We start from the raw sequence: 25,644 nt of genomic DNA, 5'->3' as shown, positions 1-25,644 counted from the left end.
GCACAGGCATGGCTATCCGGGGATGCGCGCCGTCTGCCGGGGATAACGAAGGGGAATGTCGAAGATGCGCCAAATTCTGTTCACGTCTTTGCTTGCCGCCACCGCAACGCTTCTGGCGGCACAGCCGGGCGCCGCCGATCCGATGAGCGATGCGAAGGCGATTGTTGCCGAACACGAGACGATGCCGGTCTTCACGCCGCCGGGCGAAGCCTTTGATGCCAAGGCCTGCATGGCCGGCAAGAAGGTCCTCTCCATCCCGATCTCCATGACCATTCCCTTCAATGTGGAACTGCAGAAGGGCATGGCACAGGCGGCAAAGGAAGTGGGCTTCACCTATACGACCTGGGACAACCAGCTGAAGGTGGACCAGTGGATCCAGGGTGTGTCACAGGCCATCAGCCAGAAATACGATGCGCTGGACATTGCCGGGGGCCTGAACCCCGAGGTTCTGGGGCCGCAACTGGCGGAGGCGCGGGCGGCGGGCCTGAAGATCAGCACCACGCATCTCTATGACGTGACGCAGGAGCAGTTCAAGGGCGTCGATTATTCCGCCAAGGTGGATTTCAGCGGCGCCGGCAAGCTTCTGGCCGCCTGGGCCTATGTGAAGACGGGCGGCAAGCCGAACGTGCTGATCATCGGTTCCTCGGATGTCCTGCCCTCCATTCCCTTCGTGCAGTCGATCCAGAGCGAGCTGAAGGCGCTGTGCCCGCAGTGCAAGCAGAAGCATCTCGATGTGCCGGTCTCCGAATGGGCAACGAAGATCCAGCCCGGTGTGCAGTCGGCGCTGCTCGCCGATCCCACGATCAACTATATCCTGCCGATCTACGATTCCATGTCGCAGTTCGTCGTGCCGGCGCTGCGCATCACCGGATCCGAGGGGGCGGTGAAGATCGCAAGCTTCAACGGCACGCCCTTCGTGCTGGACATGGTGCGCGAAAACCATGTGCAGATGGACATCGGCGAAAGCCTCGGCTGGGCGGGCTATGCCGCCGTCGACAACATCATGCGCATGATGTGCGGCCTGCCGTCCGCGGCCAAGCTCAACGTGCCGCTGCTGATCTTCGACGAGCGCAATATCAAGACCGCCGGCATTCCCGCCAACTTCAACGATGGTTACGGCGATGCGCATCTGGAGGGTTTCCGCAAGCTCTGGAAGCTGAAGTGACGCCACGCCCCCGGGACAAGGAGCCTGCCATGTCCGACAATGCCGTGCTGCACCTCAACAATATCCGTATGCGCTTCGGCAGCTTTCAGGCACTGAAAGGCGTGTCGCTGTCGATCCGCCGCGGCGAGGTCTTCGGTCTGCTGGGCCAGAACGGCTCCGGCAAGTCGACGCTGATCAAGGTGCTCGCCGGGTTCCATCAGCCGGAGGAGGGCAGCGAGGTGATCCTTTGGGGGCAGACCATGCCGCTGCCCCTCGACCAGATGGACATCAAGAAGCGGGGCGTTGCCTTCGTGCACCAGCATCTCGGCCTGATCGCCTCGCTGACGGTGGTGGAAAACATGCGGGTGACGGCGCTTGGCACCCGCTCCCCCTGGTTCGTCAACTGGCGGCGGGAGGCAAGACGCGTCGCCGAGCAGTTTGCCGCATTCGGCCTGTCGATCGATCCCTTCGCAACGATTGCCCAGCTTTCGCCGGTGGAGCGGGCCTTCGTCGCCATCGTGCGGGCCTTCGAGGATCTGAAAGCCTCCGATGCCGGCCATGGCGGCGAGGGTATCCTCGTCTTGGACGAGCCGACCCCCTTCCTGCCGGCCGAGGATGTGAAGCGACTGTTCGGCCTGGTCCGCTCCATCGTGACAACCGGCGCTTCCGTGGTGATCGTTACCCACGACATCGATGAGGTGCGCGATATCACCGACCGGGTGGCCGTACTGCGCGATGGCGAACTGGTCGACATCCTCGATACGCGAACCACCGAGCGTCAGGCCATTCTCGATACCATCGTCGGCAGCCGGATCGATGCCTTTGCCAAGGCGCGGGGCGGCGAGGTCAGTCCTGCGGCGGTCACCGTCCAGGGCGTTGTCGCCGGTGGCGCCTCGCCCTTCGATCTGGCGATCGGGGAGGGGGAGACGCTGGGGGTAACCGGCCTCATCGGTTCCGGTTTCGCAAGTCTTCCCTATGCGCTGTTCGGTGCTGCCAGGGCAGCCGGACGGATGGTTCTGGGCGAGCAGTCCGTCGATCTCGGTCGGCTGACGCCCGCAGCAGCGCAGGCGCTCGGCATTGCGCTTCTGCCGGGCGACCGGCTGGGGGCGGCAGGTATCGGCAGCCTGTCCATCACCGACAACATCACGCTGCCGGTTCTTCCCGACCACCGCGGACTGCTGGGTCTTGATCGTCCCGGCATGGTGCGCAAGGCGGGCCATCTGTCGGACCTGCACGATGTTCGCCCGCGCCGGCCGGAGTTGCCGCTCGGGTCCTTGTCCGGAGGCAACCAGCAGAAGGTTCTGCTGGCCAAATGGCTGCAGACGAAGCCGCGCCTGCTTCTCCTGGACGAGCCGACGCAAGGGGTGGATTTCGGCGCGCGCCAGCAGATCTTTGCCGCTCTCGACCGGGCGGCGCGCGACGGAACCGCCATCCTGTGCGCTTCCACCGACAACGAGCAGCTGGAGCAGATCTGCGACCGTATCCTGGTCTTCTCGCGCGGCCGACCTGTTGCGGAGCTGCGCGGCGCCGAGATCACCCGCAAAGCCATCACCGAAGCCTGTTTCTACAGTGAAAGCCAAACCGCGGAGGCCGCAGAATGACGACGCTCGAGATGTCCGCCAAACCCGCCGTGCCGGTGCGCACGCCGCGCGTCAACCTCAAGCAGGAGGGCGAACGCTTCGCGCTCGTCGGGGCCTGGCTGCTGCTGATCGTAACCTTCGGCATCCTGATGCCGGATTCGTTTCTGAGCTGGCGCAACTTTTCCACCATGTTCGGCTCGCAGGCCGTGCTGGTGGTGCTCACACTCGGCATCATCATTCCGCTCACTTCGGGCGATTTCGACCTGTCCGGCGCTTCGACGCTGACCATGAGTTCCATGCTGATCGGCGTTCTCAATGCGCGCGACGGCTGGGGGCTCGCGCCGACGCTCATCATTGCGCTGGCGAGCGGCCTTGTGATCGGTGCGGTCAACGCCTTCTTCGTGCTCTATTTTCGAATCCACTCGCTGATCGTCACGCTCGGCGTCGGCACCTTCGTCAACGGGCTCATTCTGTGGATCAGCAAATCGCAGACCATCTCCGGCGTCTCGATGTCGCTGGTCGAATGGGTGATCATCAACCGGCTGTTCGGCATTCCGCTTGCCTTCTTCTATGCGCTCCTTCTGGCGGCGGTGATCTGGTACGTGCTGGAATATACGATTGCCGGTCGTCGGCTGCTGTTTGTCGGGCGCGGACGGGAAGTGTCGCGCCTCAACGGCATCAATGTGGATCGGGTGCGGGCCGTCTCTTTCATCGTTTCGGGACTGATTGCGGCGCTCGCCGGCGTCTTCTATGCCGGCATGACCGGCTCCGCCGATCCGCTTTCGGGTCTCAACCTGCTTCTGCCGGCCTTTGCCGCAGCCTTTCTCGGGGCGACGACCATCTCGCCGGGCCGGTTCAATGCCTTCGGCGCGGTGATCAGCGTCTATTTCCTCGTGACCGGCATTACCGGGCTGACCATGCTGGGCGCGGATGCCTATGTGCAGAATCTCTTCTATGGCGGGGCGCTGGTGATTGCGGTGGCGCTCAGCCAGCTGGTGCGCAATCGCCAGCCGCAGGAGTTCAGCTGATGGATGGCCATGATATTCTGCCGGACCGGCTGGCCCGCGCTTTCTGGAACCGCTCCGCCAGCGAGGCGGAGGGAGTTGCCATGCGGGGCGAGATCGAGCGTGATGCGCCGGCCATCGGTGCGCATTCCCTTGGCCGTGACAACGCGCTGTTTTCGGTCGAGCCGGCACATTTTGCCGCGCTGATGCTGCGGGAGGCTTGCCGTGAGCGCTGACAATCCCGCCACGCTGGCCGAAGCCGCCGCAGCGATCCGCAACCGCACCGTCTCATCGCTGGAACTGACGCAGGCGGCGCTGGAGCGGGCCGAGGCGAGCCAGCCGCATCTCAACGCTTTTCTCGCCATCGACCACGAGCACGCGCTCGACTGCGCCCGCGAGGCCGACCGGGCGCTGGCGGAGGGGCGTGTGCTCGGTTCGCTGCATGGCGTGCCGCTGGCGCACAAGGACATGTTCGATGTCGAAGGCCGTATCACCGGCTGCGGTTCGCGCATCCGCGCCGGACATGTGGCGACGGCGACGTCCACGGTGATGGCGCGTCTCAAGGCGGCCGGCAGCCTCTCCATCGGGCGGCTCAACATGTCCGAATTCGCGATGGGGCCGACGGGGCACAATCATCATCATGGGCGGGCAATGAACCCGATCGATCCGGCGAGGATCACCGGCGGTTCGTCCAGCGGTTCGGGCGCGGCTGTCGGCGGTGGTGTGGTTCTCGCCGCCCTCGGCTCCGATACGGGCGGCTCCATCCGCCTGCCGGCCGCCTGTTGCGGAACTGTCGGCATCAAGCCGACGCAGGGGCGCGTCAGCCGTCACGGCGCCATGCCGCTTTCCTTCTCGCAGGATTGCATCGGGCCACTCGCCGCAAGCGTGGAGGATGCCTGGCTGATGCTGTCGCTGATCAGCGGGCCGGATGGCAGCGACCCCACCTGCGTTCCGGCGCCGCTCGGTTCCCTGTCCGGGTCGCTGTCCGGCATGCGGATCGGTGTGGCGACCGGTGCCTTCACGGAAAGCCTGTCCGAGGAAGTGGGGCAGGCGGTCCAGCAGCTTGCCGGCCTGCTTGATGGCACGGCGGCAGAGGTGCGCGATGTCGGTCTCGGCGCGCTGGAGTCTGTGACGGAGCTTGCCAATGCCGTTGCCATGACAGAGGCCGCCGCCGTGCATTTCGACGGCATGCGGGAGCGCCCGCAGGATTACGGGCCGCAGGTGCGCATGCGCATTTCCCAGGGGCTTGCCATTCCAGGCCCCGTCTATGTCCGGGCGCTGCAGATCCGCTCCGTCATGCTGGCCCGCTTCCTCGATGAGGTCTTCAGCGCCTGCGATGTGCTGATGCTGCCGGCCATGCCCTTCGTCGCTCCGCTCGACCGGGATGTCGATGTGGGCGCCGGGCAGCGGATGAACGAGGTGGTGAGCGGCATGACCTCGCTCACCCGGCCCTTCTCCTATCTCGGCCTGCCGGTCGTCACCCTGCCGGTGGCTGTCGGTCGGGAAGGCATGCCCGTTGCGATCCAGCTGGTCGCGCGTCCTTGGCGGGAGGATCTGGCCGCCTCGGTGGCGCGGCATCTCGAGCGCGTGCTTGCCCTGTCGTCCTTCCTTCCATCCAAACCGTCCCGCACCGCCGCCTGACGGCGGGTCAGGGTTTCAGGAGTTGTCAGATGAACGCCATCCAGACCGCAATGCTCGAAGGTTCCGTGACGATCGATCCGGTGGACTTTCGCAATGCCATGGCAAGGCTCGGTGCGGCCGTGCACATCATCACCACGGACGGCGCCGCCGGCCGCGCGGGCTTTGCCGCAACCGCGGTGTGCAGCGTGACCGATACGCCGCCGACGCTGCTCGTCTGTCTCAACCGGTCAAGCTCGGTATTTTCCGCCTTCGAGGCAAACGGCGTTCTGTCGGTCAACACGCTCGGGCCCGGCCATGTGCGGCTTTCCTCGCTGTTCGGTGGCAAGACGCCGGTTGAGGAGCGCTTCGCCGCCGCCGACTGGATGACCGGAGAGACCGGCGCGCCGGTGCTGTGCGATGCGGTTGTCTCCTTCGATTGTCGCGTGGCGGAGGCCGTCGATATCGGAACGCACAAGGTCCTGTTCTGCCGCGTCGTCACCCTCAGATCCGGGAGCACCGATGAAGGGCTCGCCTATTACCAGCGTGCCTACCATGTGCTTGGTGACGGCAGCCGGCTTCCGGCTTGACGCGACCGGCGAAGGCGACACGCCATTGTCGCAATCCCTTGTTGCCAACAGGGTGCCGGCAACGATAACATCCGCGTGATGGTCCCGGCCTTCCTCAGGGGAAGCCGGGTTAAATGGGAACATGGTGGGGCGCTTCAGGGCGTCGAAACCATGGCTGCCCCCGCAACTGTAAGCGGCGAATGACGTCCGGATGCCACTGGCTTCAAGAGAGCTGGGAAGGCGGGCGAAGTGAGGAACCGTGAGCCAGGAGACCAGCCATCGGAGCCGGGCGGAGACGCCTTTTTCATTTTCCAGCCGCGCGGTGGGCGCGGACAAGAGGGACCGACATATGCATATCGAACCGGGCGTCGTTGACGGCGCAAAGATCATTCTCAGCTATGCCACTGCGGCCGTGGGCTTCGGCCTGACGGCGAAGATGGCGGCAGACGGCCTGCGCGACAATGGCGGCCTGCCGGCGCTCGCATTGCGCAGCCTTGCCACGACCGCGCTGGTGTTCTGCTTCTTTGAAGTGCTGCCACATCACCCGGTCGGCGTTTCGGAGGTGCACCTTATCCTGGGCTCGACGCTTCTGCTGCTGTTCGGTGCGGGTGCTGCGGCGATCGGTCTTGCGGCCGGGCTTCTGCTGCAGGGGCTGTTCTTCGCCCCGTTCGATCTGCCGCAATACGGCATGAACGTCACGACGCTGCTCGTGCCGCTGTGGGGCATCAACCTGCTCGCCAGGCGCATCATTCCGCGCCGCACGGCCTATGTGGATCTGAAGTACAGCCAGGCGCTGGCACTTTCGACCGCCTATCAGGGGGGGATCGTGGCCTGGGTGGCCTTCTGGGCACTCTATGGCCATGGCTTCACGGCGGAAAATCTCGGCAATGTCGGCGCCTTCGGTCTCGCCTACATGAGCGTGATCCTGCTTGAGCCGCTGATCGATCTGGCCGTGCTGGCCGCCGCCAAGTCGCTGCGCCAGTTCAGCCGCGGTCCGCTGTTCAACAACCGCCTGCATCAGCCGGCCTGACGTTTCGGGCATCCGGCGCGTCTTTCTGCCGGATGCCACCTCTGTTTGACCCGCGCGCGGCGATGCCTGCGCGGGTCCTTTGCGTCGGGCGAGGTCTCCTGACCGATGCAAGCGGTCTCAGCTGGTCTGGACGGCCAGAAAATCGTCGCGGCGCGGCGTGAAGCAATCGATCAGTTCACCGGCTTCCAGGCACTGGCAGCCATGCTCGATATTGCCGGGGATGACGAGGCTGTCGCCGGGAGCAAGCTCGTGGGCCACGCCATCGCGGAAAAAGCGGAAGCGGCCGCTCGCCACATAGGTGGACTGCACATGCGGATGCCGGTGCAGCTTGCCCTCCGCGCCGGTCTCGAACCGGAAGGACACGACCATCAGCTCGGCGGTTTCGGAAAGAACCCGGCGCTGAACGCCCGGATCGGGAGAGACGGTCGGATAGGCGGGAAGGCTCATCATCATCCTCACATTTATGGCTTGCGTCATCGTACAAGATCCCAATCCTATCTGACAAGATGGACCCGCTCCAGAGGTTGCCCTGTTCTTTCTGCTGCCTGGATGGGCATGATCCGCCGCGATTTCGCCGCCGCAACCGGCAATCTGCCTAAATCTCAGGCTTGCGATTTTTCTGGCCAGATTCTGGCTTGACTCCCCGCATGGATGGTGGCTGGATGGAACCAATAGCAAATTGGTTCCCTAAATGGTTCAAGCTCCTCCGCATCCCGACAATGCCAATTACGCCCTGGAAAAGCTGCGCGAACTGCTGCGCGAAGGCGATGTCGGTGCGGATGGAAAACTGCCGACCGAGCGTGATCTGGCGGAGCGCCTGGGGGTCGGTCGTCGAGCCGTGCGCCGGGCGCTGGAAGTGCTGGAGGCCGAGGGCGAAGTGTGGCGTCGGCAGGGGGCCGGCACCTTCGTCGGCCAGCGGCCCGGCGGACTGGCCGCCGATGTCGGCTCCATCGTGGCCGGGACGGATTTCATGGAAATCATGGAGGTCCGTCTTCGTATCGAGCCGCAGCTGGCACAGCTTGCCGCCCTGCGTGCCAAGCCGCCCGAATTGGTTCGCATGCGTGAACTGGCCCGCAAAATCCGCGAGAGCGACGATGCCGATGCACGCGAATTGTGGGATGGCGCCCTGCATCGCCAGATCGCCCAGAGCGCCCGCAACCAGCTGTTCCTGACGATCTTCGATGTGATCAATCATGTGCGACAGGACGAGGCCTGGCAGGCCATTCGTGAGCGCGCCCGCGCCGGCGATGGCGTGGTCGTCGCCTATGCGCAGCACGAGGACATTATCGATGCCATTGCCGCCCGCGATCCGGCGCGCGCGGCCGAAGCCATGCGCCGGCATCTGCTGATGCTGCAGGAGCGGCTCATCCGCGAAACCTCCCATGACGGTGTCGATATCGTCGTGGCCCCGGGCGGCCTTGCCGTGACGGCCTGAGATTACGGCGGGCAATTATGCCCGTCGAAGGAGAAGCCGGAGGCAACAAGCCGGCACCCGTGAACGACAAAACCTATCGATCAGAGGAGAATGACCATGAATGGATTGTTGCGCCTGACGACGGCGCTTGCTCTTGGCGTGCTGAGCGCCTTGCCTGCTTTCGCCACCGAACTGAAGATCGGCCTGCAGGATGATGCCGACGTGCTCGATCCCGCCCAGTCCCGCACCTTTGTCGGCCGCATCGTCTATACCGCGATGTGCGACAAGCTGGTCGATGTCTCGCCCGACCTGAAGATCGTACCGCAGCTGGCGACCGGCTGGAAATGGTCGGACGACGGCCTGAAGCTGGTGATGACGCTGCGGGATGGCGTGAAGTTTCACGACGAGACGGCGATGGATGCCGCCGCCGTCGTCGCCACCATCGAACGCAACATGACCTTGCCGGAATCGCGCCGCAAGAGCGAATTGTCTTCTGTCGAAAAGGTCGAGGCCACCGGCCCTCTGGAAGTGACCTTCACGCTGAAGAAGCCGGACGTCACACTCCTGGCGCAGCTCTCCGACCGCGCCGGCATGATCGTCTCGCCCAAGGCCGCCAAGGAACTCGGCGCGAATTTCGGCTCCAAGCCCGTCTGCGCCGGTCCCTTCAAGTTCGTCGAGCGCGTGCAGCAGGACCGCATCGTGCTGGAGAAGTTCAAGGATTACTGGAACAAGGACAATATCTTCATCGACAAGGTCACCTACCTGCCGATCCCAGATTCGACCGTGCGTCTCGCCAATCTGCGCTCGGGCGATCTCGACATGATCGAGCGGCTCGCCGCGACCGATGCGCAGGCGGTGAAGTCGGATCCGAAGCTGAAGTACGAAGCGGTCGTCAACATAGGCTACATGGCGCTTTACGCCAATATCGCCAACGGCCCGCGCGCCGACAACCCGTTCGGCAAGGACAAGCGCCTTCGTCAGGCTTTCTCGCTCGCCATCGACCGCGATGCGCTGAACCAGATCGTCTATGAAGGCACGGCCGTTGGCGGCAACCAGCCCTTCCCGCCGAACAGCCCGTGGTACAACAAGGCGATCCCGGTTCCGGCGCGTGATGTCGAAAAGGCAAAGGCGCTGGTGAAGGAAGCCGGTTTCGACCGCGTGCCGGTCGAGATGCAGATCCCGAACAACCCGGTCGCCCAGCAGATGATGCAGATCGTGCAGTCGATGGTGGCCGAAGCCGGTTTCGATGTCAGCCTGAAATCGACGGAATTTGCTACGCTTCTCGATGAGCAGACGCGCGGCAACTACCAGCTCAGCCGCTCCGACTGGTCCGGCCGTGTCGATCCGGACGGCAACATCCACCAGTTCATCACCTGCAAGGGCGGCATCAACGACACGAAGTACTGCAACCCGGAAGTCGACAAGCTGCTGAACGAAGCCCGCGCCTCGACGGATGATGCGGTGCGCAAGCAGAAGTATGATGCGGCAAGCGTGATCCTCAACGACGACATGCCGATCATCTATCTCGGCCACCAGTCGTGGATCTGGGCGCTCAACAAGTCGGTCACCGGTTTCGTCCCCGCGCCGGATGGCATGATCCGGCTCACCGGAATGAAGAAGGGCGGCTGAGGCCGTTCCGGCGCCGCAGAGTTCAGCCTGCGGCGCCTTCCTCGCTCAGTCCCCGAAAAGGATGGCGCAATGCCTGTATTCATCGGAAAGCGTCTGCTGGTCGCGATCCCGACGCTCCTGATCATTTCGATCTTCGTGTTTTCGCTGCAGAAGCTTCTGCCGGGCGATCCGGTGCTCGCCATGGCCGGCGAGGAGCGGGATCCCGCCGTGCTGGAACTGTTGCGCGAGAAATATCACCTGAACGACCCGATCCCGGTTCAGTATGTCAACTGGCTGGGCGGCGTGCTGAAGGGCGATCTCGGCATATCGTTGCGCACCAACCAGCCGGTGCTGGAACTGATCGGCGAGAAGCTGCCGGTGACGATCCAGCTTGCCATCATGGCCATGATCTTTGCGTTTGCCATCGGCGTGCCGATGGGCATTCTCGCAGCGGTCAAGAAAAACACGGTGCTGGATTATATTGCGAGCATCGTGGCGCTCTCCGGCCTGTCGGTGCCGAACTTCTGGCTGGGCATCATGCTCATCCTGCTGGTGTCGGTCAATCTCGGCTGGTTGCCGGCCTCCGGCTATGAATCCATCTTCGTCGATCCGGTCCGCTCGCTTCAGACGATGATCATGCCGGCCTTTGTGCTGGGCACGGCGCTGGCGGCAACGCTGATGCGCCACACCCGCTCGGCCATGCTTGGTGTTCTTTCGGCCGACTACATCCGCACCGCCCGCGCCAAGGGCCTTTCTCCGCGCGAAGTGGTGCTGTCGCACAGCTTCCGCAATGCATTGCTGCCGGTCATCACGCTGACTGCGCTGCTGTTCGGCGAACTCCTGGCCGGTGCCGTCCTGACCGAGCAGATCTTCACCATTCCAGGCTTCGGCAAGCTCATCGTCGATGCGGTCTTCAACCGCGATTACGCGGTGGTACAGGGTGTCGTCATGTGCACGGCCGTCGGTTTCATCCTGATGAACCTCATTGCCGACGTGCTCTACGTTCTCCTCAATCCGCGTCTGAGGGCCAGCCTATGACCGTCATCGAACAGACTGCCGGTGTGGAACCGCGCGAAAAGAGCCGCGCCTGGGGCAAGCTGAAAAAGAGCCGCAGCGCACTCGCCGGCCTTGCCATCATCCTCTTCTTCACCGTGCTCGCCGTTGCCGCGCCGCTCCTGCCGATCCCCGATCCGGTTGCCACCAGCTGGTCGGCCATCCGCAAGGCGCCGTCCGCTGCGCATTGGCTCGGAACGGATGATCTGGGACGCGATATTCTATCGCGAATGATCTGGGGCGCGCAGGCCTCGCTGATGGCCGGCATCTTCTCTGTCGTCATTGCCGTCGTGATCGGCGTACCGTTCGGCATGTTGGCCGGCTACTTCGGCGGATGGGTGGATCTCGTCATCTCGCGCATCACCGAGGCGCTGCTCGCCATGCCGTTCCTGATCATGGCGATCGCGCTCGCCGCCTTCCTGGGGCCGAGCCTTACCAATGCGATGATCGCGATCGGGCTGACCGCCATGCCGATCTTCGTACGGCTGACCCGTGGCCAGGTGCTGGCGGTCAAGCAGGAGGATTATGTCGAAGGCGCGCGCTCGGTCGGGCTTGGCCATGTCGATATCATGGTCCGCTACATCCTGCCGAACGTTACCGCACCGATCATCGTCCAGGCGACGCTGACGGTCGCGACCGCGATCATCGCGGAAGCGAGCCTCTCCTTCCTTGGCCTCGGGCAGCAGCCGCCGGCCGCCAGCTGGGGTTCGATGCTGAACGTGGCGAAGAACTTTCTCTCCCAGGCACCCTGGATGGCCATGTGGCCGGGTGCGGCGATCTTCCTCGTGGTGATCGGTTTCAACCTTCTCGGCGACGGCCTGCGCGATGCGCTCGATCCGCGCGAACACTAGACTGATTTGACAAAGGCCTGACACATGAGCGAATTCACCACGCGTCCCGAAATACTCGGCACCTTCGGCGTCGTCACCTCCACCCACTGGATCGCCTCGGCGGTCGGTATGAGCATCCTCGAGAAGGGCGGCAACGCCTTTGATGCAGCCGTTGCCACCGGTTTCGTGCTGCAGGTGGTCGAGCCGCATCTGTGCGGTCCCGGCGGCGACATGCCGGCGATCATCTATTCGAAGAAAACCGACAAGGTGGAGGTGATCTGTGCCCAGGGACCGGCGCCCGCCGGCGCCACCATCGAGCACTACACCGCAGAGGGCCTGAAGCTGATCCCCGGCGACGGACTTCTCTCGACCGTCATACCCGGCGCCTTCGACGGCTGGATGCTGATGCTGCGCGACTACGGCACGATGTCGGTGCGCGAGGTTCTGGAACCGGCTATCTATTATGCAGAGCATGGGCATCCGGTACTGCCGCGGGTATCCGCCACCATCAAGGGGCTCGCGGATTTCTTCGCCCGGGAATGGCCGACCTCGCACGAGACCTGGTTGCCGGGCGGCGCTGCCCCCGAGCCGCATTCCAGCTTCCGCAATCCGGTTCTCGCCGAAACCTGGAAACGCATCATTGCCGAGGCGGAAGCCGCCACCGGCCGCGACAACCAGGTGCAGGCCGCGCGCGATGCCTTCTATCGCGGCTTCGTCGCCGAGGCGATCGACACCTACCTGAAGACCGCCGAGGTGATGGATGCGAGCGGCATGCGCCACAAGGGCGTGCTGACGGCTGATGACATGGCCAACTGGAGCGCCACCATCGAAGCGCCGCAGACCTTCGACTACCACGACTGGACTGTTGCCAAGACGCCCGCCTGGGGCCAGGGGCCGGTCCTCCTGCAATCCCTGGCGCTCTTGAAGGGTTTCGATCTCGGCGCCATGGACCCGAGCGGTCCCGATTTCGTCCACCATGTGGTCGAGGCGATAAAGCTCGCCTATGCCGACCGCGAGGTCTATTACGGCGACCCGGAATTCGGCCAGATACCGACCGAGGCGCTGCTCTCGGACAGCTACAATGCCGAACGCCGCAAGCTGATCGGTCCGAATGCCTCCTTGGAGCTGCGCCCCGGCACGTTGCCCGGCTATGAGCGGCAGGTAGACGCCACCATGGCCATGCTTGCGGAATTTTCCGGCAAGGGCTCCGTCTACGAGCCGACCATGGCGCACCTGACCGAAAAGAAGGGCGATACCGTCCATATCGACGTCATCGACCGTTGGGGCAACATGGTGTCCACCACGCCGTCGGGCGGCTGGCTGCAGTCCTCGCCCGTCGTTCCGGGTCTCGGTTTCCCGCTGAATTCCCGTGCCCAGATGTTCTGGCTGAAAGAGGGGCTTCCGACCTCGCTTGCCCCAGGAAAACGTCCGCGTACCACGCTCACGCCGTCGCTTGCGCTTTACCAGGGGCGGCCGACGCTCGCCTTCGGAACGCCGGGCGGCGACCAGCAGGATCAGTGGCAGCTGCCGTTCTTCCTGCGGTATGCCCATCACGGCAAGAACCTGCAGGCGGCAATTGACGCGCCGCTGTTCCACACGACACATTTCCCCGGCTCCTTCTATCCGCGCACATCCGAGCCCGGTCACATCATGGTGGAAGCCGGCTTCGGCGAGACAACGATTGCGGATCTGCGCCGTCGCGGCCATCGGGTGACGGTGGCCGATCACTGGACCGTCGGGCGCCTGACGGCGGCGCGGCGCGATGCGGACGGCCTGCTCAGGGCAGCGGCGACGCCACGCCTGATGCAGGCCTATGCGGTGGGGCGCTGAGCCATGACCTGGTCCATTGTTGCCCGCGATCCCGACACCGGCCACCTCGGCATCGCCGTTGCCAGCCGCTTCTTTGCGGTGGGGGCGGCGGTGCCCTACATGCGCGGCGGCGTGGGTGCCGTCGCGACGCAGGCCTTTGTCAGCCCGCTTTATGGCGTTGATGGCCTTGCCATGCTCGGCGAGGGCATGGCGCCGCAGGCGATCATCGACACGCTGACTGCCCGTGATGACGGAGCCCAGCAGCGCCAGATGCATCTGATCGATGCCAGCGGCCGCAACGCCGCCTTCACCGGCGCAAAATGCATCGACTGGGCCGGCCACATCGTTGACGCGGATGTCTCGGTGGCCGGCAACATGCTGGCGGGACCGCAGGTGCTCGAACAGACACTGCGGGCCTATCGCGATCTTGGCGGCGCACCCTTTGCCGAACGGCTTCTGGGGGCGATGGAGGCCGGCGAGGCGGCTGGCGGCGACAAGCGGGGCAAGCAGTCCGCCGCGCTCGTCATCTATCGCGACCAGGACTATGCCTGGCTCGATATCCGCGCCGACGATCACTCCGAACCGCTGGAAGAGCTCTGGCGGCTCTATCAGGTGGCGCAGGAGCGCTACCTGCATGTGGCCGAGACCATGCCGACGCGGGCAAACCCGCATGGAATGATCGACCGCAGCGAGATCGACCGCAAGATTGCGAGCCTTGAGGCCGAACGCGCCGCCAGCGGCCGCCGGAGTGCCTCCTTTGCTACGCCATGGAACCCGTCATGACCCAGGATCCCGTTCTCTCCGTTCGCAATCTGACGACCGCCTTCCGCACCGACGAGGGCTGGCGGTCGGTGGTGCGCAATGTCTCCTTCGACATTGCCAGCGGCGAGACGCTGGCAATCGTGGGCGAATCCGGTTCCGGCAAGAGCGTCACCTCGCTCTCCATCATGCGCCTGCTGGCGCCGGGGGCCAGCCGCATCGAAGGCGAAATCCGGCTAAACGGCCGTGATCTTCTGGGCCTTTCGGAAAAGGCGATGCGCGGCGTGCGCGGCAACGAAGTCTCGATGATCTTTCAGGAGCCGATGACCTCGCTCAATCCGATCTTCACCATCGGCCGGCAGATTTCCGAGGTGCTGACGCGGCACAAGGGCCTGTCGAAGACGGAGGCACGGGCCGAGACGATCCGCATGCTGGAGCGGGTGCGCATTCCCAATGCGGCCAGCCGTTTCGACGAATATCCGCACCAGTTCTCCGGCGGCATGCGCCAGCGCGTTATGATTGCCATGGCGCTCGCCTCTCGCCCGAAGCTTCTGATTGCGGACGAGCCGACGACCGCCCTCGACGTGACCATTCAGGGCCAGATCCTCGATCTCATCAAGGAATTGCAGGATGAGGAGGGCATGGCCGTGCTCTTCATCACGCATGACATGGGCGTGGTGGCGGAGATTGCCGACCGTACGGTGGTGATGCTGCGGGGCGATGCGGTGGAAACCGGACCGACCGAGGACATCTTCCACCGCGGCCGGCATCCTTACACCCGCGCGCTTTTGTCCGCAGTGCCGAAGCTCGGCTCGATGGAGGGCAAGGCGCTGCCGCTGCGTTTTCCGGTGGTGGATACAGCGACAGGCATCGCCCTCGAACCGGTCGGCGCGGAGCGGTCGGTGGTGCAGCACCAGCCGATCCTTGAGGTGCGCAACCTCGTCACGCGGTTTCCTGTCCGCTCCGGCCTGTTCAGCCGCCAGACCGGAGCAGTGCACGCGGTCGAGAATGTCTCCTTCGATCTGCGGCAAGGTGAAACCCTGTCGCTTGTCGGTGAGTCCGGCTGTGGCAAGTCCACCACCGGCCGCTCGATCATGCGGCTGATCGAGCCGACGGAAGGTGAAATCCAGCTCGACGGCTTCAATGTGCGCGAACTGGGCGCACTGGAACTGCAGCGGATGCGCAAGAGCATCCAGATGATCTTTCAGGACCCCTTCTCCAGCCTCAACCCGCGCATGAGCGTGGGACAGGCCGTGGCGGAACCCTTCCTCAAGCACCGGATGGGCACGGCGGCCGAAGCGAGAGAGAAGGCCGCCTATCTCTTGGAACGGGTCGGTCTTCCGGCTGCGATGATGAGCCGCTATCCGCACGAATTTTCCGGCGGTCAGCGCCAGCGCATCGCGATTGCCCGCGCGCTCTCGCTCGATCCCAAGGTGATCGTGGCCGACGAAAGCGTGTCGGCGCTCGACGTGTCGATCAAGGCCCAGGTCTGCAACCTGCTTCTCGACCTGCAGGAAAGCCTCGATCTTGCCTTCCTGTTCATCAGCCATGACATGGCCGTGGTGGAGCGGGTGAGCCATCGTGTGGCGGTAATGTATCTCGGCGAGATCGTCGAGATCGGCCCGCGCGCCGCCGTGTTCGAAAATCCGCAGCATCCCTACACGAAGAAGCTGATGGCGGCGGTGCCGGTGCCGGATCCCGCCCGACGTGGCATCCGGCGCGGCATTTCCAACGAAGAGTTGAAAAGCCCGGTGCGGCCGCTCGGCTACCGGCCGCCGGTGAGGCAGTACCGCGAAGTCTCCGTCGGTCATCTGGTGCAGGTGGCAGACGCCTGAAACGCGATCGGGACCGGCGAGAGCCGGCCCCGATGTCTTTGATGCCGGCGTTCTGCCGGATGTGGGTTACCAGCGGTAGGCGAGCGTTGCCTTCACCGTGCGGCGCTTTCCGTCGAGCACCGAGTTCGAATAGAAGCCCGGTGTGAAATAGCGCTCGTCCGTCAGGTTGGTGCCGCTGAGCGCCAGCGTCAGGCCCTTCCAGTCCGGATTGGCCTTGCCGAAATCATAGCTGATGGCCGCATCGAGGAGCGTATAGCCGGGAATCTTCACCTGCTGGCCGGTGCCGGTATCCATCGCGGTGTAGGAACTGCCCACCCGTCGCAGGCCAGCGCCGATCGAGAGGCCCTCCAGCCGGCTGGTCTCGAAGGCGTAGTTCAGCCACAGCGACGCGGTGTTGTAGGGCACTGCCTTCATCTGCGTGCCCACCTGGCTGATGCCGGAACTGTTGGCGTTGTCCTTGGTCACTTCCGCATCGGTATAGGCGTAGCTCGCAACGAAGCTCCAGCCGTCGGCGATTTCACCCTTGGCCTCCAGTTCCAGGCCGCGCGAGCGCACCTCGCCCTGCTGCACCGAATAGCCGGAATTGTTGGGATCCGAGGTGGTAACATTCTGCTGTGTCAGGTCGTACCAGGCAAGGCTCAGCAGTCCGTTCCATCCTTCCGGCTGGTATTTCACGCCCACTTCATACTGTGTCCCCGTCGTCGGCTTGAACGGGTTGCCACCGAAATCCGTGCCGCTCACCGGCTCGAACGAGGTGGAATAGCTGGCATAGGGCACCACGCCATTGTCGAAGCTGTAGCCAAGCCCGACGCGGCCGGTGAAGGCATGTGCATCCTGATCCGTCTTCGAGGCTGTGCCGGCATACTGATAGGTGGTCATGTCCGCCCAGTCATAGCGGCCGTTCAGCGTCAGGATCCAGTTCTCCCATTTCACCTGGTCCTGCGCGTAAAGGCCATACTGGCTGACCAGATCCTTGCTGTCGGACCAGGCTCCACCGAAGGTATAGGCGAAATCGTAATCCGGGTTGTAGATGTCGAGATGGTTGGCATTGGTGGAGTTGGTGCGCGTTTCCCGGATGTTCGAATAGCCGTAGTTCAGGCCGAACAGCAGTTCGTGCGTCAGCGGGCCGGTCTCCACCTCGCCGGAGACATTGAGGTCCGCCACCACGCTGTCGGAGGTGCGCGGCCGCTTCTGCACGCCGATATCCACATAGTGATCGTCGACCACGGCAATCGGCCAGGTCCAGATGAAGGCCGACGTAAAGTCGAGCTTCGAATGAGTGTAGCGGAGATTGTTCCGGAGCGTCCAGCCATTGTCGAACTGGTGCTCGAACTCGTAGCCGATCGAGGTCGACTTGCTGTTCCAGTCGGAGAGGCCGGGTGCCCCCATGTAGAAGTCGCTCGGGATGGTGACCCCGGTGCTGTAGACCGAATTGGCGATCGGCAGGCTCTGTTCGGCGCCGCTGCGCGTCAGGTCCTGGTACTGGGCAAGCACGGTCAGGCTGGTGGCATCGTCCGGCGTCCAGGTGATGGCCGGCGCAAGATAGAGCGCGTCGTTGGGCGAATGATCGACCTGTGTATCGGCATCGCGCTTGAGGCCGGTGAAGCGATAGAGAACGGTGCCGTCCTGCGTCAGCGGGCCGCCGAAATCCACGGCCGCCTGCTTCTCGTCGAAGGAACCGTATTCCAGCTGCACCTCACGGAATGCCTCCTCCGTTGGCCGCTTGGTGCGCATGTCGATCAGACCGCCCGGCAGCGCGTCGCCGTAAAGGCCGCTGGCCGGACCCTTGAGAACGCTGATCTGCTCCAGCCCATAGGGCTCGATGGTCAGATCGTAAGGGTTGTATCCGCTGCGCAGGCCGTCCCGATAGTAGCTGCGTTGGGATTCGGCGAAGAAGCCGCGCATGTAAAGCAGCGGCAGGCCCTGGTTGGAGGTGTAATCCACCATGCGGACGCCCGGCGTATAGGCCACCGCATCGTTCAGGTCTGTCACCTGCCGCTGGTCGAGCTCCTTGCGGGTGACAACGCTGACCGACTGCGGCACCTCGCGGATGGGTGTGTCGGTCTTGGTGCCGGCCGAACTGCTGGTGGCTGCAAGCCTGTTCGCCGTATTGCCCTCGACTGCGACGCGGTCGAGCAGCGTGGCGCCGGACGCATCCGTGCCGCCTGCTGCCTCTGACGGATCGACGAGGGCCGCGCTTGAGGGGCCGGTGATGCGGATGCGGATGGCGGAGCCCGCCAGCATGGCCTGCAGCGCCTCGGCCGGCGTCATCGTACCATTGACGGCCCTGGTGGTGATGGTGCGGGCAAGCTGCGGCGCGTAGCCGATCTGCCAGCCGGTCGTGCGGATGAAGGCGTCAATCGCCGCGCCAAGCGGTTGAGCCGGAATGGCAAAGCGCATCGGTGCGGTTTGCGCCGTCTGCTGCGCCACTGCGACCGAGAGGCCGGCGCCTCCGGGCAGGCCGCCCGCCAGTATGGTCGATGCCAGCAGAAGCGTTGCCAGCCGGCCCCAGGATTGCTTGTTGCGGTCGCGCTGCCCTGCTCCTTGCAAAGCCTGCGGCACCATCCCCCGTCTCATCATGTCACGACACCCTTGAAATCTGACCAGCGGGCGTTCCGGTCCGATTCCGGAAACAGCCCTCATAGGCCAAGGACGTTCGGAATGAAGGTCGTCACAAAAAAACTTGATTGTTTAACGCAAGATCAGGATGTCGCCCGGCAGACGTGTGATGGACGCGCCGGCCGCAACGGCAAGCGTGCGGATTGCGGCCTCCGGGTCATCGATCCGGTAGTTGCCGCTGACGGGACGTTTGTCGAGCCGGTTGCCGAGCATCACGACCGAGCCGTCGAAGTAGCGCTGCAGATCCGCCAGCGCCTGCCCGAACGGCCTGTCCTCGAAGATGATGCGGCCATCGCGCCATGCAAGGGTGCGGGCGGGGTCGGCCGGCCGGGTGCCGGAAAGTCCCTGACGGCTGGCGATCACCATCTGTCCGGGCTGCAGGGTCTCCGCGCTTCCCTCTCCGGACGTGCGGCGGACCTCGACGCTGCCGCGTTCCAGCACCACCACATCGGCGTCCGTGTCTGCCCTGACGCTGAAGGCGGTGCCGGTGACGGTCACCTGCGCATAATGGCCGGTCACCACGAAGGGGTGGGCAGGGTCGTGCCGCACGTCAAAGAAGGCTTCGCCGCCAAGCAGGGTCACCCGACGGTGCTCTTCCTCGAAATCGACGGCAATGGCGGATGCGGTATTCATCAGAACGGTCGATCCGTCCGGCAGGGTGATGCTTCGCCTCTCGCCGGTCATGGTGACGTAGTCGGACTGCCAGCGCAGCATGAGGACCGGATACTGATGCACCACGGCGATGGCCAGGAGGAGGGCAGCGGCCGCTGCCCCGACAAGCCTGCCACGCCCAAGGCCTCGCGCGCTGCCTTTCCGCTTTGCTCCGCCCGATCCGCGCTCCTGCGCACGCAGCCTGGAGGCATCGGCAAGCGTGGCGCGGCGCAGCGAGGGCATGGCATGCAGGCGGACGAGTTCGTCGAAGGCGGCGGCTCGCACCGGGTCGCTTCGGCACCACTTGTCGAAGGCGGCGAGCGTTTTTGCGTCCCGGTCCTCGCCGAGGCGCAAAAACCAGTCCAGCGCCTCGTCTGTCGCCTGATCCGGATGCCGATAGCTGCTGCCAGCCCTGTCTTGTCGATCCTGTTTCACTCAGGCTGTCCGTGCATTTGCCGATTGCATGCTCTTATGGGACGTTCGGCAGGGGCCGCCGTCACAATTTTCCCGTCACGACAGTGGCGTATCAGCCCATGGAACGGTTGTGGATGCATGGTGCCCTGCTTTCCTTCCATCTCTCAGCCCCGCTCCAGCCGGGCAATGACATCCCGGCAATGCCCCATCACGAGCTTGATGTCGTTATAAACGGTGTTGCGCGAAACCCCCAGGTGATCGGCGATCTGCTGATAGGTCCAGCCTTCCGCCTGGGACAGGGTCCAGGCATGGCGTGCCCGTGCCGGGAGTTCCTGTAATGCGGCTTCCAGAAGACGTTGTCGCTCCCGCTCCATCAGTTCTTCTTCCGCCGACGCGGCCTCAACGGCCACGTTCTCGACATCGTCCCAGCGGATGTCGCGATCCTCGAAACCCTCGCGGAAACGCCGCTTGCGGGTATGATCAAGAGCCAGATTGCGGGCCGTCTGGTAGAGATAGCTCTCCAGATGCTGGATCGGCGTCGCCTCCAGGGCATGAAGGGTTCTGACATAGGTTTCCTGTGCCAGATCATCGGCCGTCTGCGGGTCCCGCACGATGCGCATGACCAGCCACCACAGCGAGCGGCGGTGCCGCGCAAAGATCGCCCCCAGCATCGCCGTCATCGGCGGCATGCCGCCGCGGCGCTGGCCCTCGCAAGAGAGGCGGCCTCAAGAAAGGCGGGTTCCATCGCGGCAGGTGGCATCGAGCGGCGGCTTTGCGAGACAAAATATGATTGCCCGATGCATGTTTTAAATGTCGCGGCCTGTCAACCGTCTCGCCGCTGTTTATGCCGCCGTTTCGCACGGCTGTCTGCCGCATCGACAGACCGCGGAAGGCGGCGATGCTATCCGCTGATCAGGCTGTGGTAGGCGCCTTCAACCTGGGTGATGTGCGCATGCATCATCCGCTCGGCTTCACTTTGGTTGCCGCGCAGGATCGTCTCGACGATCAGCCCGTGCTCGGCATGGGAACGGGCGAGGCGGCCAAGCGTGGAAAACTGGGCGCGTCGAAAGGGTTGCAGCCGCTGGCGGGTCGAAAGCGTGATTTCTTCCAGATAGGGATTGTGGCTGCCGCGATAGATGGCGCCATGAAAACGTTCATTGGCATGGATATAGGCCTGCCGGTCGCCGGCGGAGACGATCACGGCCATGTCGCCATGCAGGCTGTCCAGCGCGTCGCGTTCCGCGGGTGTCATGCGCAGCGCGCTCAGGCCTGCGCAGAGTGCTTCCAGATGCCCCATCAGCTCGAACATGCCGGTCAGCTTCTCGTCATCCGGCTGGGCGACGACAGTGCGTGCATGCGGTCGCTGGTCAACAAGGCCGCTGGCCGCCAGCTGCTTCAGTGCCTCGCGCACCGGCGTTCGCGATACCGTGAACTCGGCGGCCAGCTGCGTCTCGTCCAGCACGGTGCCAGGCGCAAGCTCGCTGCTGATGATCCGTTCGGCCAGCTGGCGCCGGATGTCCTCTGCCGATGTGCGGGGCGTCTTCTTCAGCACGCTTGCGTCTCATTTCCAGTCGTCTTCATGCGGGCATCATGCTGACATGGGCCGCCACAACCTTCCAGCCATCGGCTGTCCTGACCCATGTCTGCATCTGCCGGCCGATCTCGCCCGGCAGGTCCGGCCGCAAAAAGAGTGTCGAGGCGGTCGCGAAATCGCGGCCATAGGTGGTGATCACCGTTTTCTCCAGCCGACGCGTAAATGGCGCCTGGCTCTTGCGAAAGGCTGTGATCTCGCCATAGCCGTGTTGCACTTCGCTTACCCCGTAGCGGACGGTGGCGGCATTGTCGAGAAACATGGAGAGCAACGTGTCGTTGTCATTGGCCAGCAGCGCCGCCTCGTAGGCGGCGAAGACCGCTTCGACCTCGGCCTGGGTTTCAGGGTGGTTGATCTCCATCAGCCGGTCTTTCTGCGGTTGAGCATGCGGGTCTTCAGCTCGGTGAGGAAGGGAATGGTCTCGAACTGATCCGGTCGAACCCGGTCCCAGTCGACGCCCGCCGGCCGCGGCTGGCGGTTGCCGGTGATGATCAACTCGCTCTCGGTCGCCACCATGTCGAGCGGGCTGTCATGCGGCTCGATTACCACCTCGGGGTCTTCCACCAACTGCACGGAATGCACGGTTGTCACCAGCGGTGTGTCGTCGCTGATGGTGCCGAGTTCGCGGAAGATCGCCGTTTCCAGATCGGCAAAACCGGCACCCTTGCCGGTACGGCCGCCAGCGCGCGAGACCGCGACCGAACCGACGACACAGAAATCCAGCGGCTCGACATCCTCGAAACCGATGCGCTCGCCGTGTTCGACAAACCCTTGGGCGACGGCTGCGAGTTCGAAGGAAATGCCTTTCTCGACCAGCTTCTTGGGATCAAGTCTGAGATAGGGAAAATCCTTGGTCAGATAGGGAACCGGCGCATAGACCGTCTTGCCCTCGTAGAGCGCGCGCAGCCGGATCGGGATCTGCGGCGCGTCCGGGTTCGTCTTGACCGTGCGTGCCTTTTTCCAGGCGTCGGTCCCGGCCAATCGCCAGGCGGCAACATCGGCGCCGACAAAGTTCGGGATCATGCTCCAGGCGGGGCCTATGGCAACGCCGGTCTCCTCAAGTGCGGTCCAGATCCGGTTGCGCACCACATCCTTGCCCGTATTGCGGCCGGCCCAGCGTCCTCTATGCGCGTGTTCTTTCTCAGACATGAGCCATCTCCCGTGTGACGGCGGCTTCCAGCTCGGCAAACGGCGTCGCCCAGCCGACGATGCCGCCCTGTGCGACGATCATCTCGATCGCCATCCGCTTGAATTCAGGGAAATAACTTTCGGTGGCATCCTCCACCAGCAGGCATTCGTAGCCCCGGTCATTGGCCTCGCGCATGGAGGTCTGCACGCAGACTTCTGTCGTCACTCCGGCAAACACCAGATGCGTGACGCCCTTGTTGTCGAGGATCGACTGGATGTCGGTGTTCCAGAACATGCCCTTGCCGGGCTTGTCGATGACGACCTCGCCCATGATCGGCTTCAACGCATCAACGATCTGGTTGCCCGGTTCGCCGCGCACCAGAAGCCTTCCCATCGCACCTTCCTCGCCGATCTTCAGCGGCGCGTCGCCGCGGCTGATCTTCGAGGGCGGGCAGTCGGAAAGATCCGGCAGATGCGCCTCGCGGGTATGCACCACCGGCCATTTCTTGCGGCGGAACAGATCGATGAGTTTCGCGGTCGTCGGAATGATCGCCTCCAGCCGTGTCACGTCATTGCCGAGACTGTCGCCGAAACCGCCCTTCTCGATGAAATCGCGCTGCATGTCGATGACGACGAGTGCCGTGCGGCCGGGCACAAACGGGAAGGGATAGGGGCGGGCGGGAACGGGAAAGGTCATGATGCTCATCCACCTCAATGGCCGGCCATGTGCTGGCCGATGGTGTTGCGGTCGGTCTCTTCGATGGGCGCAACATAGGAAATCGTGCCGCCGGACATCACTGCCACGCGGTCCGCCAGTTCGAGGATCTCGTCCAGGTCTTCCGAGACCAGCAGCACGGCGGCACCGCGATTGCGAGCCTCCATGATCTGGCTGCGGATATCCGCGACCGAGGCGAAATCGAGTCCGAAGCACGGATTTGCGACGATCAGGACGTCCACATCGCCCGACAGTTCGCGCGCCAGCACCGCACGCTGCACATTGCCGCCGGACAGAGTTTCGATGGGCGCGTCGGGGGAGGTGGTCTTCACCCGGTAGCGGGCGATCAACTCCTCCGCCTGGCTGCGCATCGGGCCTTTCGACATCCACCAGCCGAGACTGGTGATCGGCGGCTTGTCGAAAGTACGGAAGGCAATGTTTTCGGCCACACTCATGCGCGGCACGGTGGCATTCTTCAGCGGCTCTTCCGGCAGACCGTAGACCTTGAAGCGATCGAAATTGCCGCGCTTTGGGGTGAAGATCTCGCCATGAATGGTGATTTCGCCATCCGTCAGCGGTCGCTGACCGGCCAGCACCTCGACGAGCGCACTCTGCCCATTGCCGGAGACCCCGGCAATTCCGACAATCTCGCCGCCCTTGATCTTCAGGTTGACACCCTGGATGGCGGGTAGCCCCGCATCGTCCTCGGCGCAGAGGCCGGCCAGTTCCAGCACATCCTTCCGGTCGACCTGTTCGCTTCGTGCCGCCCGTTCGCGCACTTCCGTATCGCCGATCATCATCCGGCTCATGTCCTCGACAGGCGCGGATTTGGCGTCACCCTCGCCGGTCAGTCGGCCGCGCCGGAGAACCGAGAAGCGGTCGCAGAAGGTTTTCACCTCGCGGAACTTGTGCGAAATCATCAGCACGGTGATCTCGCCGCGGTCGCACATGCCGTGCAGCAGACCCAGCATTTCGTCCGCTTCACCTGGCGTCAGCACCGAGGTCGGCTCGTCGAGGATCATGAAGCGCTGGTCGAGGTAGAGAAGCTTCAGGATTTCCAGCTTTTGTTTTTCACCGGCGGAAAGGCTCGCCACCTGCGTGTCGAGCGGCACGCGGAAGGGCATGGTCTCCATGAAGCTGTCGAGCAGCCGGCGCTCCTTCGGCCAGTTGATGACCGAGGGGGTGTCGGCCCGCGAGATGACCAGGTTTTCCGCCGCCGTCAGGCAGGGCACCAGGGTGAAATGCTGGTAGACCATGCCGATGCCATGGGCACGCGCATCACGCGGCGACCGGATGATCACCTCGCGACCATCCAGCATCACCTGGCCCTTGTCGGCGGAATAGAAGCCCATGATACATTTGACGAGGGTGGATTTGCCCGCACCGTTTTCGCCGAGCAGGGCATGGAAGGAGCCGGCCGCGACATCGATCGACACATCGCCCAGCGCCGTGAAGCTGCCAAAGGTCTTGGTCATGCCGATGGCCGACAGCGACGGGGCCTTTTTCAGAGAGGCGGTCTCAACCGCCAGCGCGCTCATGATGGGCCTCCCGGCAGCACCTTGATGAAATCGACCGAGTTGGAAACGGCGCCGAACACGCCGCCCTGCATCTTGATCATGTCGACGGCGGCCAGATGGTTCTCCACCTTCGTCGCCGCACAGCAGTCTTCCAGCAGCAGGCATTCGTAGCCGCGGTCATTGGCGTCACGCATGGTGGTGTGCACGCAGACATCGGTAGTCACGCCGGTAAAGACGATGTTGCGGATGTGCTTCATCTGCAGCACGAGGTCGAAATCGGTGGCGAGAAACGTGCCCTTGCCGGGTTTGTCGATGATGGCCTCGCCCGGTTCCGGCTGCAGTTCCGGAATGATCTCCCAGCCCGGTTCGCCGCGCACGAGAATGCGCCCGCACGGCCCCTGGTCGCCAATGCCGGCGCCGATGCGTTGCGAGCGCCAGCGCTTGTTGGCGGGAAGGTCGGAGAGGTCCGGCTTGTGACCTTCGCGGGTGTGGATGATCGGATAACCCTTGGCGCGCATGGCGGCGAGCACGGTCTGGATCGGTTCGATCGGCTTGCGGGTCAGCGAAATGTCATAGCCCATGCTGTCGACATAACCGCCCGGTGCACAGAAATCCGTCTGCATGTCGATGACGACGAGCGCCGTGTTGTGCGGCCCCCAATTGCCGTCGAAGGGCCAGGGATAGGGGTCGGCGGAAAGCGTCGTGCCGCCGGGAATGAGCGCCTGTTCGATCCGTTCGTCGAGAGACTTCATGTCAT

At 64.0% G+C, this 25,644-nt stretch carries 24 protein-coding genes and 1 riboswitch; of the genes, 14 read left to right on the top strand and 10 right to left on the bottom strand.

What is annotated here, in order from left to right:
• The first annotated feature begins 64 nt into the window (after window positions 1-64).
• From KLP42_RS23580 to KLP42_RS23550, 7 genes are all read left to right on the top strand, one after another.
• Window positions 65-1,165: a sugar ABC transporter substrate-binding protein gene (locus tag KLP42_RS23580; protein ID WP_215570155.1), complete on the top strand. Its 1,101-nt coding sequence runs from the start codon at window positions 65-67 to the stop codon at window positions 1,163-1,165.
• Between the two features lie 29 nt (window positions 1,166-1,194).
• Window positions 1,195-2,745, top strand: a complete 1,551-nt coding sequence (locus KLP42_RS23575) for a sugar ABC transporter ATP-binding protein (protein ID WP_215570147.1) — start codon at window positions 1,195-1,197, stop codon at window positions 2,743-2,745.
• A complete protein-coding gene (locus KLP42_RS23570) occupies window positions 2,742-3,752 on the top strand; it encodes an ABC transporter permease (protein ID WP_215570145.1) in 1,011 nt (336 codons plus the stop codon). The genes KLP42_RS23575 and KLP42_RS23570 overlap by 4 nt, the downstream gene beginning before the upstream one ends.
• Window positions 3,752-3,964 carry a hypothetical protein gene (locus tag KLP42_RS23565; RefSeq protein WP_215570143.1) on the top strand — a complete coding sequence of 71 codons (213 nt, stop codon included), beginning with the start codon at window positions 3,752-3,754 and terminating at the stop codon, window positions 3,962-3,964. The genes KLP42_RS23570 and KLP42_RS23565 overlap by 1 nt, the downstream gene beginning before the upstream one ends.
• Window positions 3,954-5,369: an amidase gene (locus KLP42_RS23560; RefSeq protein ID WP_215570141.1), complete on the top strand. Its 1,416-nt coding sequence runs from the start codon at window positions 3,954-3,956 to the stop codon at window positions 5,367-5,369. The genes KLP42_RS23565 and KLP42_RS23560 overlap by 11 nt, the downstream gene beginning before the upstream one ends.
• A 29-nt stretch (window positions 5,370-5,398) precedes the next feature.
• The gene (locus KLP42_RS23555; RefSeq protein ID WP_215570139.1) at window positions 5,399-5,935 is read left to right on the top strand and encodes a flavin reductase; all 537 of its coding nucleotides are present in this window, start codon (window positions 5,399-5,401) and stop codon (window positions 5,933-5,935) included.
• A 63-nt stretch (window positions 5,936-5,998) separates the two neighbouring features.
• Window positions 5,999-6,209: riboswitch (cobalamin riboswitch) on the top strand.
• Window positions 6,210-6,263: 54 nt separating this feature from the next.
• A complete protein-coding gene (locus KLP42_RS23550; RefSeq protein ID WP_215570137.1) occupies window positions 6,264-6,944 on the top strand; it encodes an energy-coupling factor ABC transporter permease in 681 nt (226 codons plus the stop codon).
• 117 nt (window positions 6,945-7,061) lie between these two features.
• Here the strand turns inward: KLP42_RS23550 and KLP42_RS23545 are convergent, their stop codons facing one another.
• Complete coding sequence (locus KLP42_RS23545) at window positions 7,062-7,394, bottom strand: cupin domain-containing protein (protein ID WP_215570180.1); 333 nt, start codon at window positions 7,392-7,394, stop codon at window positions 7,062-7,064.
• A 241-nt stretch (window positions 7,395-7,635) separates the two neighbouring features.
• Between KLP42_RS23545 and KLP42_RS23540 the strand changes: the two genes are divergently transcribed.
• The 7 genes from KLP42_RS23540 (at window position 7,636) to KLP42_RS23510 (ending at window position 16,252) form a co-directional block, all read left to right on the top strand.
• Complete coding sequence (locus KLP42_RS23540; RefSeq protein WP_215570135.1) at window positions 7,636-8,379, top strand: FadR/GntR family transcriptional regulator; 744 nt, start codon at window positions 7,636-7,638, stop codon at window positions 8,377-8,379.
• Window positions 8,380-8,475: 96 nt separating this feature from the next.
• A complete protein-coding gene (locus tag KLP42_RS23535) occupies window positions 8,476-9,987 on the top strand; it encodes an ABC transporter substrate-binding protein (RefSeq protein ID WP_215570133.1) in 1,512 nt (503 codons plus the stop codon).
• Between the two features lie 69 nt (window positions 9,988-10,056).
• Window positions 10,057-11,004: an ABC transporter permease gene (locus KLP42_RS23530; protein ID WP_215570131.1), complete on the top strand. Its 948-nt coding sequence runs from the start codon at window positions 10,057-10,059 to the stop codon at window positions 11,002-11,004.
• Window positions 11,001-11,870 (top strand): ABC transporter permease, encoded by an 870-nt coding sequence (locus KLP42_RS23525; protein ID WP_215570129.1) that lies wholly within the window; start codon window positions 11,001-11,003, stop codon window positions 11,868-11,870. Before KLP42_RS23530 ends, KLP42_RS23525 begins: the two co-directional genes overlap by 4 nt.
• Window positions 11,871-11,894: 24 nt before the next feature.
• Complete coding sequence (locus KLP42_RS23520; protein ID WP_215570127.1) at window positions 11,895-13,679, top strand: gamma-glutamyltransferase family protein; 1,785 nt, start codon at window positions 11,895-11,897, stop codon at window positions 13,677-13,679.
• A 3-nt stretch (window positions 13,680-13,682) separates the two neighbouring features.
• Window positions 13,683-14,441, top strand: coding sequence for a DUF1028 domain-containing protein (locus KLP42_RS23515; protein WP_215570125.1), 759 nt, complete (start codon window positions 13,683-13,685; stop codon window positions 14,439-14,441).
• On the top strand, window positions 14,438-16,252 hold the full coding sequence (locus KLP42_RS23510; protein WP_215570123.1) for an ABC transporter ATP-binding protein: 1,815 nt from the start codon (window positions 14,438-14,440) through the stop codon (window positions 16,250-16,252). The genes KLP42_RS23515 and KLP42_RS23510 overlap by 4 nt, the downstream gene beginning before the upstream one ends.
• A gap of 66 nt (window positions 16,253-16,318) precedes the next feature.
• On the opposite strand, the gene KLP42_RS23505 is transcribed toward KLP42_RS23510, so the two are convergent.
• From KLP42_RS23505 to biuH, 9 genes are all read right to left on the bottom strand, one after another.
• Entirely contained in the window at window positions 16,319-18,832 is a 2,514-nt protein-coding gene (locus KLP42_RS23505) for a TonB-dependent siderophore receptor (RefSeq protein ID WP_215570121.1), read from the bottom strand.
• A gap of 111 nt (window positions 18,833-18,943) precedes the next feature.
• A complete protein-coding gene (locus KLP42_RS23500; protein ID WP_215570120.1) occupies window positions 18,944-19,957 on the bottom strand; it encodes a FecR family protein in 1,014 nt (337 codons plus the stop codon).
• A 143-nt stretch (window positions 19,958-20,100) separates the two neighbouring features.
• Window positions 20,101-20,616, bottom strand: a complete 516-nt coding sequence (locus tag KLP42_RS23495) for an RNA polymerase sigma factor (protein WP_215570117.1) — start codon at window positions 20,614-20,616, stop codon at window positions 20,101-20,103.
• 221 nt (window positions 20,617-20,837) lie between these two features.
• Entirely contained in the window at window positions 20,838-21,488 is a 651-nt protein-coding gene (locus tag KLP42_RS23490; RefSeq protein WP_215570115.1) for a GntR family transcriptional regulator, read from the bottom strand.
• Between the two features lie 25 nt (window positions 21,489-21,513).
• Window positions 21,514-21,888, bottom strand: a complete 375-nt coding sequence (hpxZ, locus tag KLP42_RS23485) for an oxalurate catabolism protein HpxZ (RefSeq protein WP_215570113.1) — start codon at window positions 21,886-21,888, stop codon at window positions 21,514-21,516.
• The gene (locus tag KLP42_RS23480; protein ID WP_215570111.1) at window positions 21,888-22,676 is read right to left on the bottom strand and encodes a 5-formyltetrahydrofolate cyclo-ligase; all 789 of its coding nucleotides are present in this window, start codon (window positions 22,674-22,676) and stop codon (window positions 21,888-21,890) included. Before KLP42_RS23480 ends, hpxZ begins: the two co-directional genes overlap by 1 nt.
• On the bottom strand, window positions 22,669-23,352 hold the full coding sequence (locus KLP42_RS23475) for a cysteine hydrolase family protein (RefSeq protein ID WP_215570109.1): 684 nt from the start codon (window positions 23,350-23,352) through the stop codon (window positions 22,669-22,671). Before KLP42_RS23475 ends, KLP42_RS23480 begins: the two co-directional genes overlap by 8 nt.
• Window positions 23,353-23,366: 14 nt before the next feature.
• Window positions 23,367-24,908, bottom strand: a complete 1,542-nt coding sequence (locus KLP42_RS23470; protein WP_215570107.1) for an ABC transporter ATP-binding protein — start codon at window positions 24,906-24,908, stop codon at window positions 23,367-23,369.
• Window positions 24,905-25,639 carry a biuret amidohydrolase gene (gene biuH / locus KLP42_RS23465; RefSeq protein ID WP_215570106.1) on the bottom strand — a complete coding sequence of 245 codons (735 nt, stop codon included), beginning with the start codon at window positions 25,637-25,639 and terminating at the stop codon, window positions 24,905-24,907. The genes KLP42_RS23470 and biuH overlap by 4 nt, the downstream gene beginning before the upstream one ends.
• Between the last annotated feature and the right edge of the window lie 5 nt (window positions 25,640-25,644).

Origin of the sequence: Rhizobium sp. CSW-27 (genome assembly GCF_018760785.1) — a bacterium.
GTDB lineage: Bacteria > Pseudomonadota > Alphaproteobacteria > Rhizobiales > Rhizobiaceae > Neorhizobium.
Note: the sequence above shows the minus strand (reverse complement) of the source record. Positions and strands in the feature narration are given on the sequence as shown.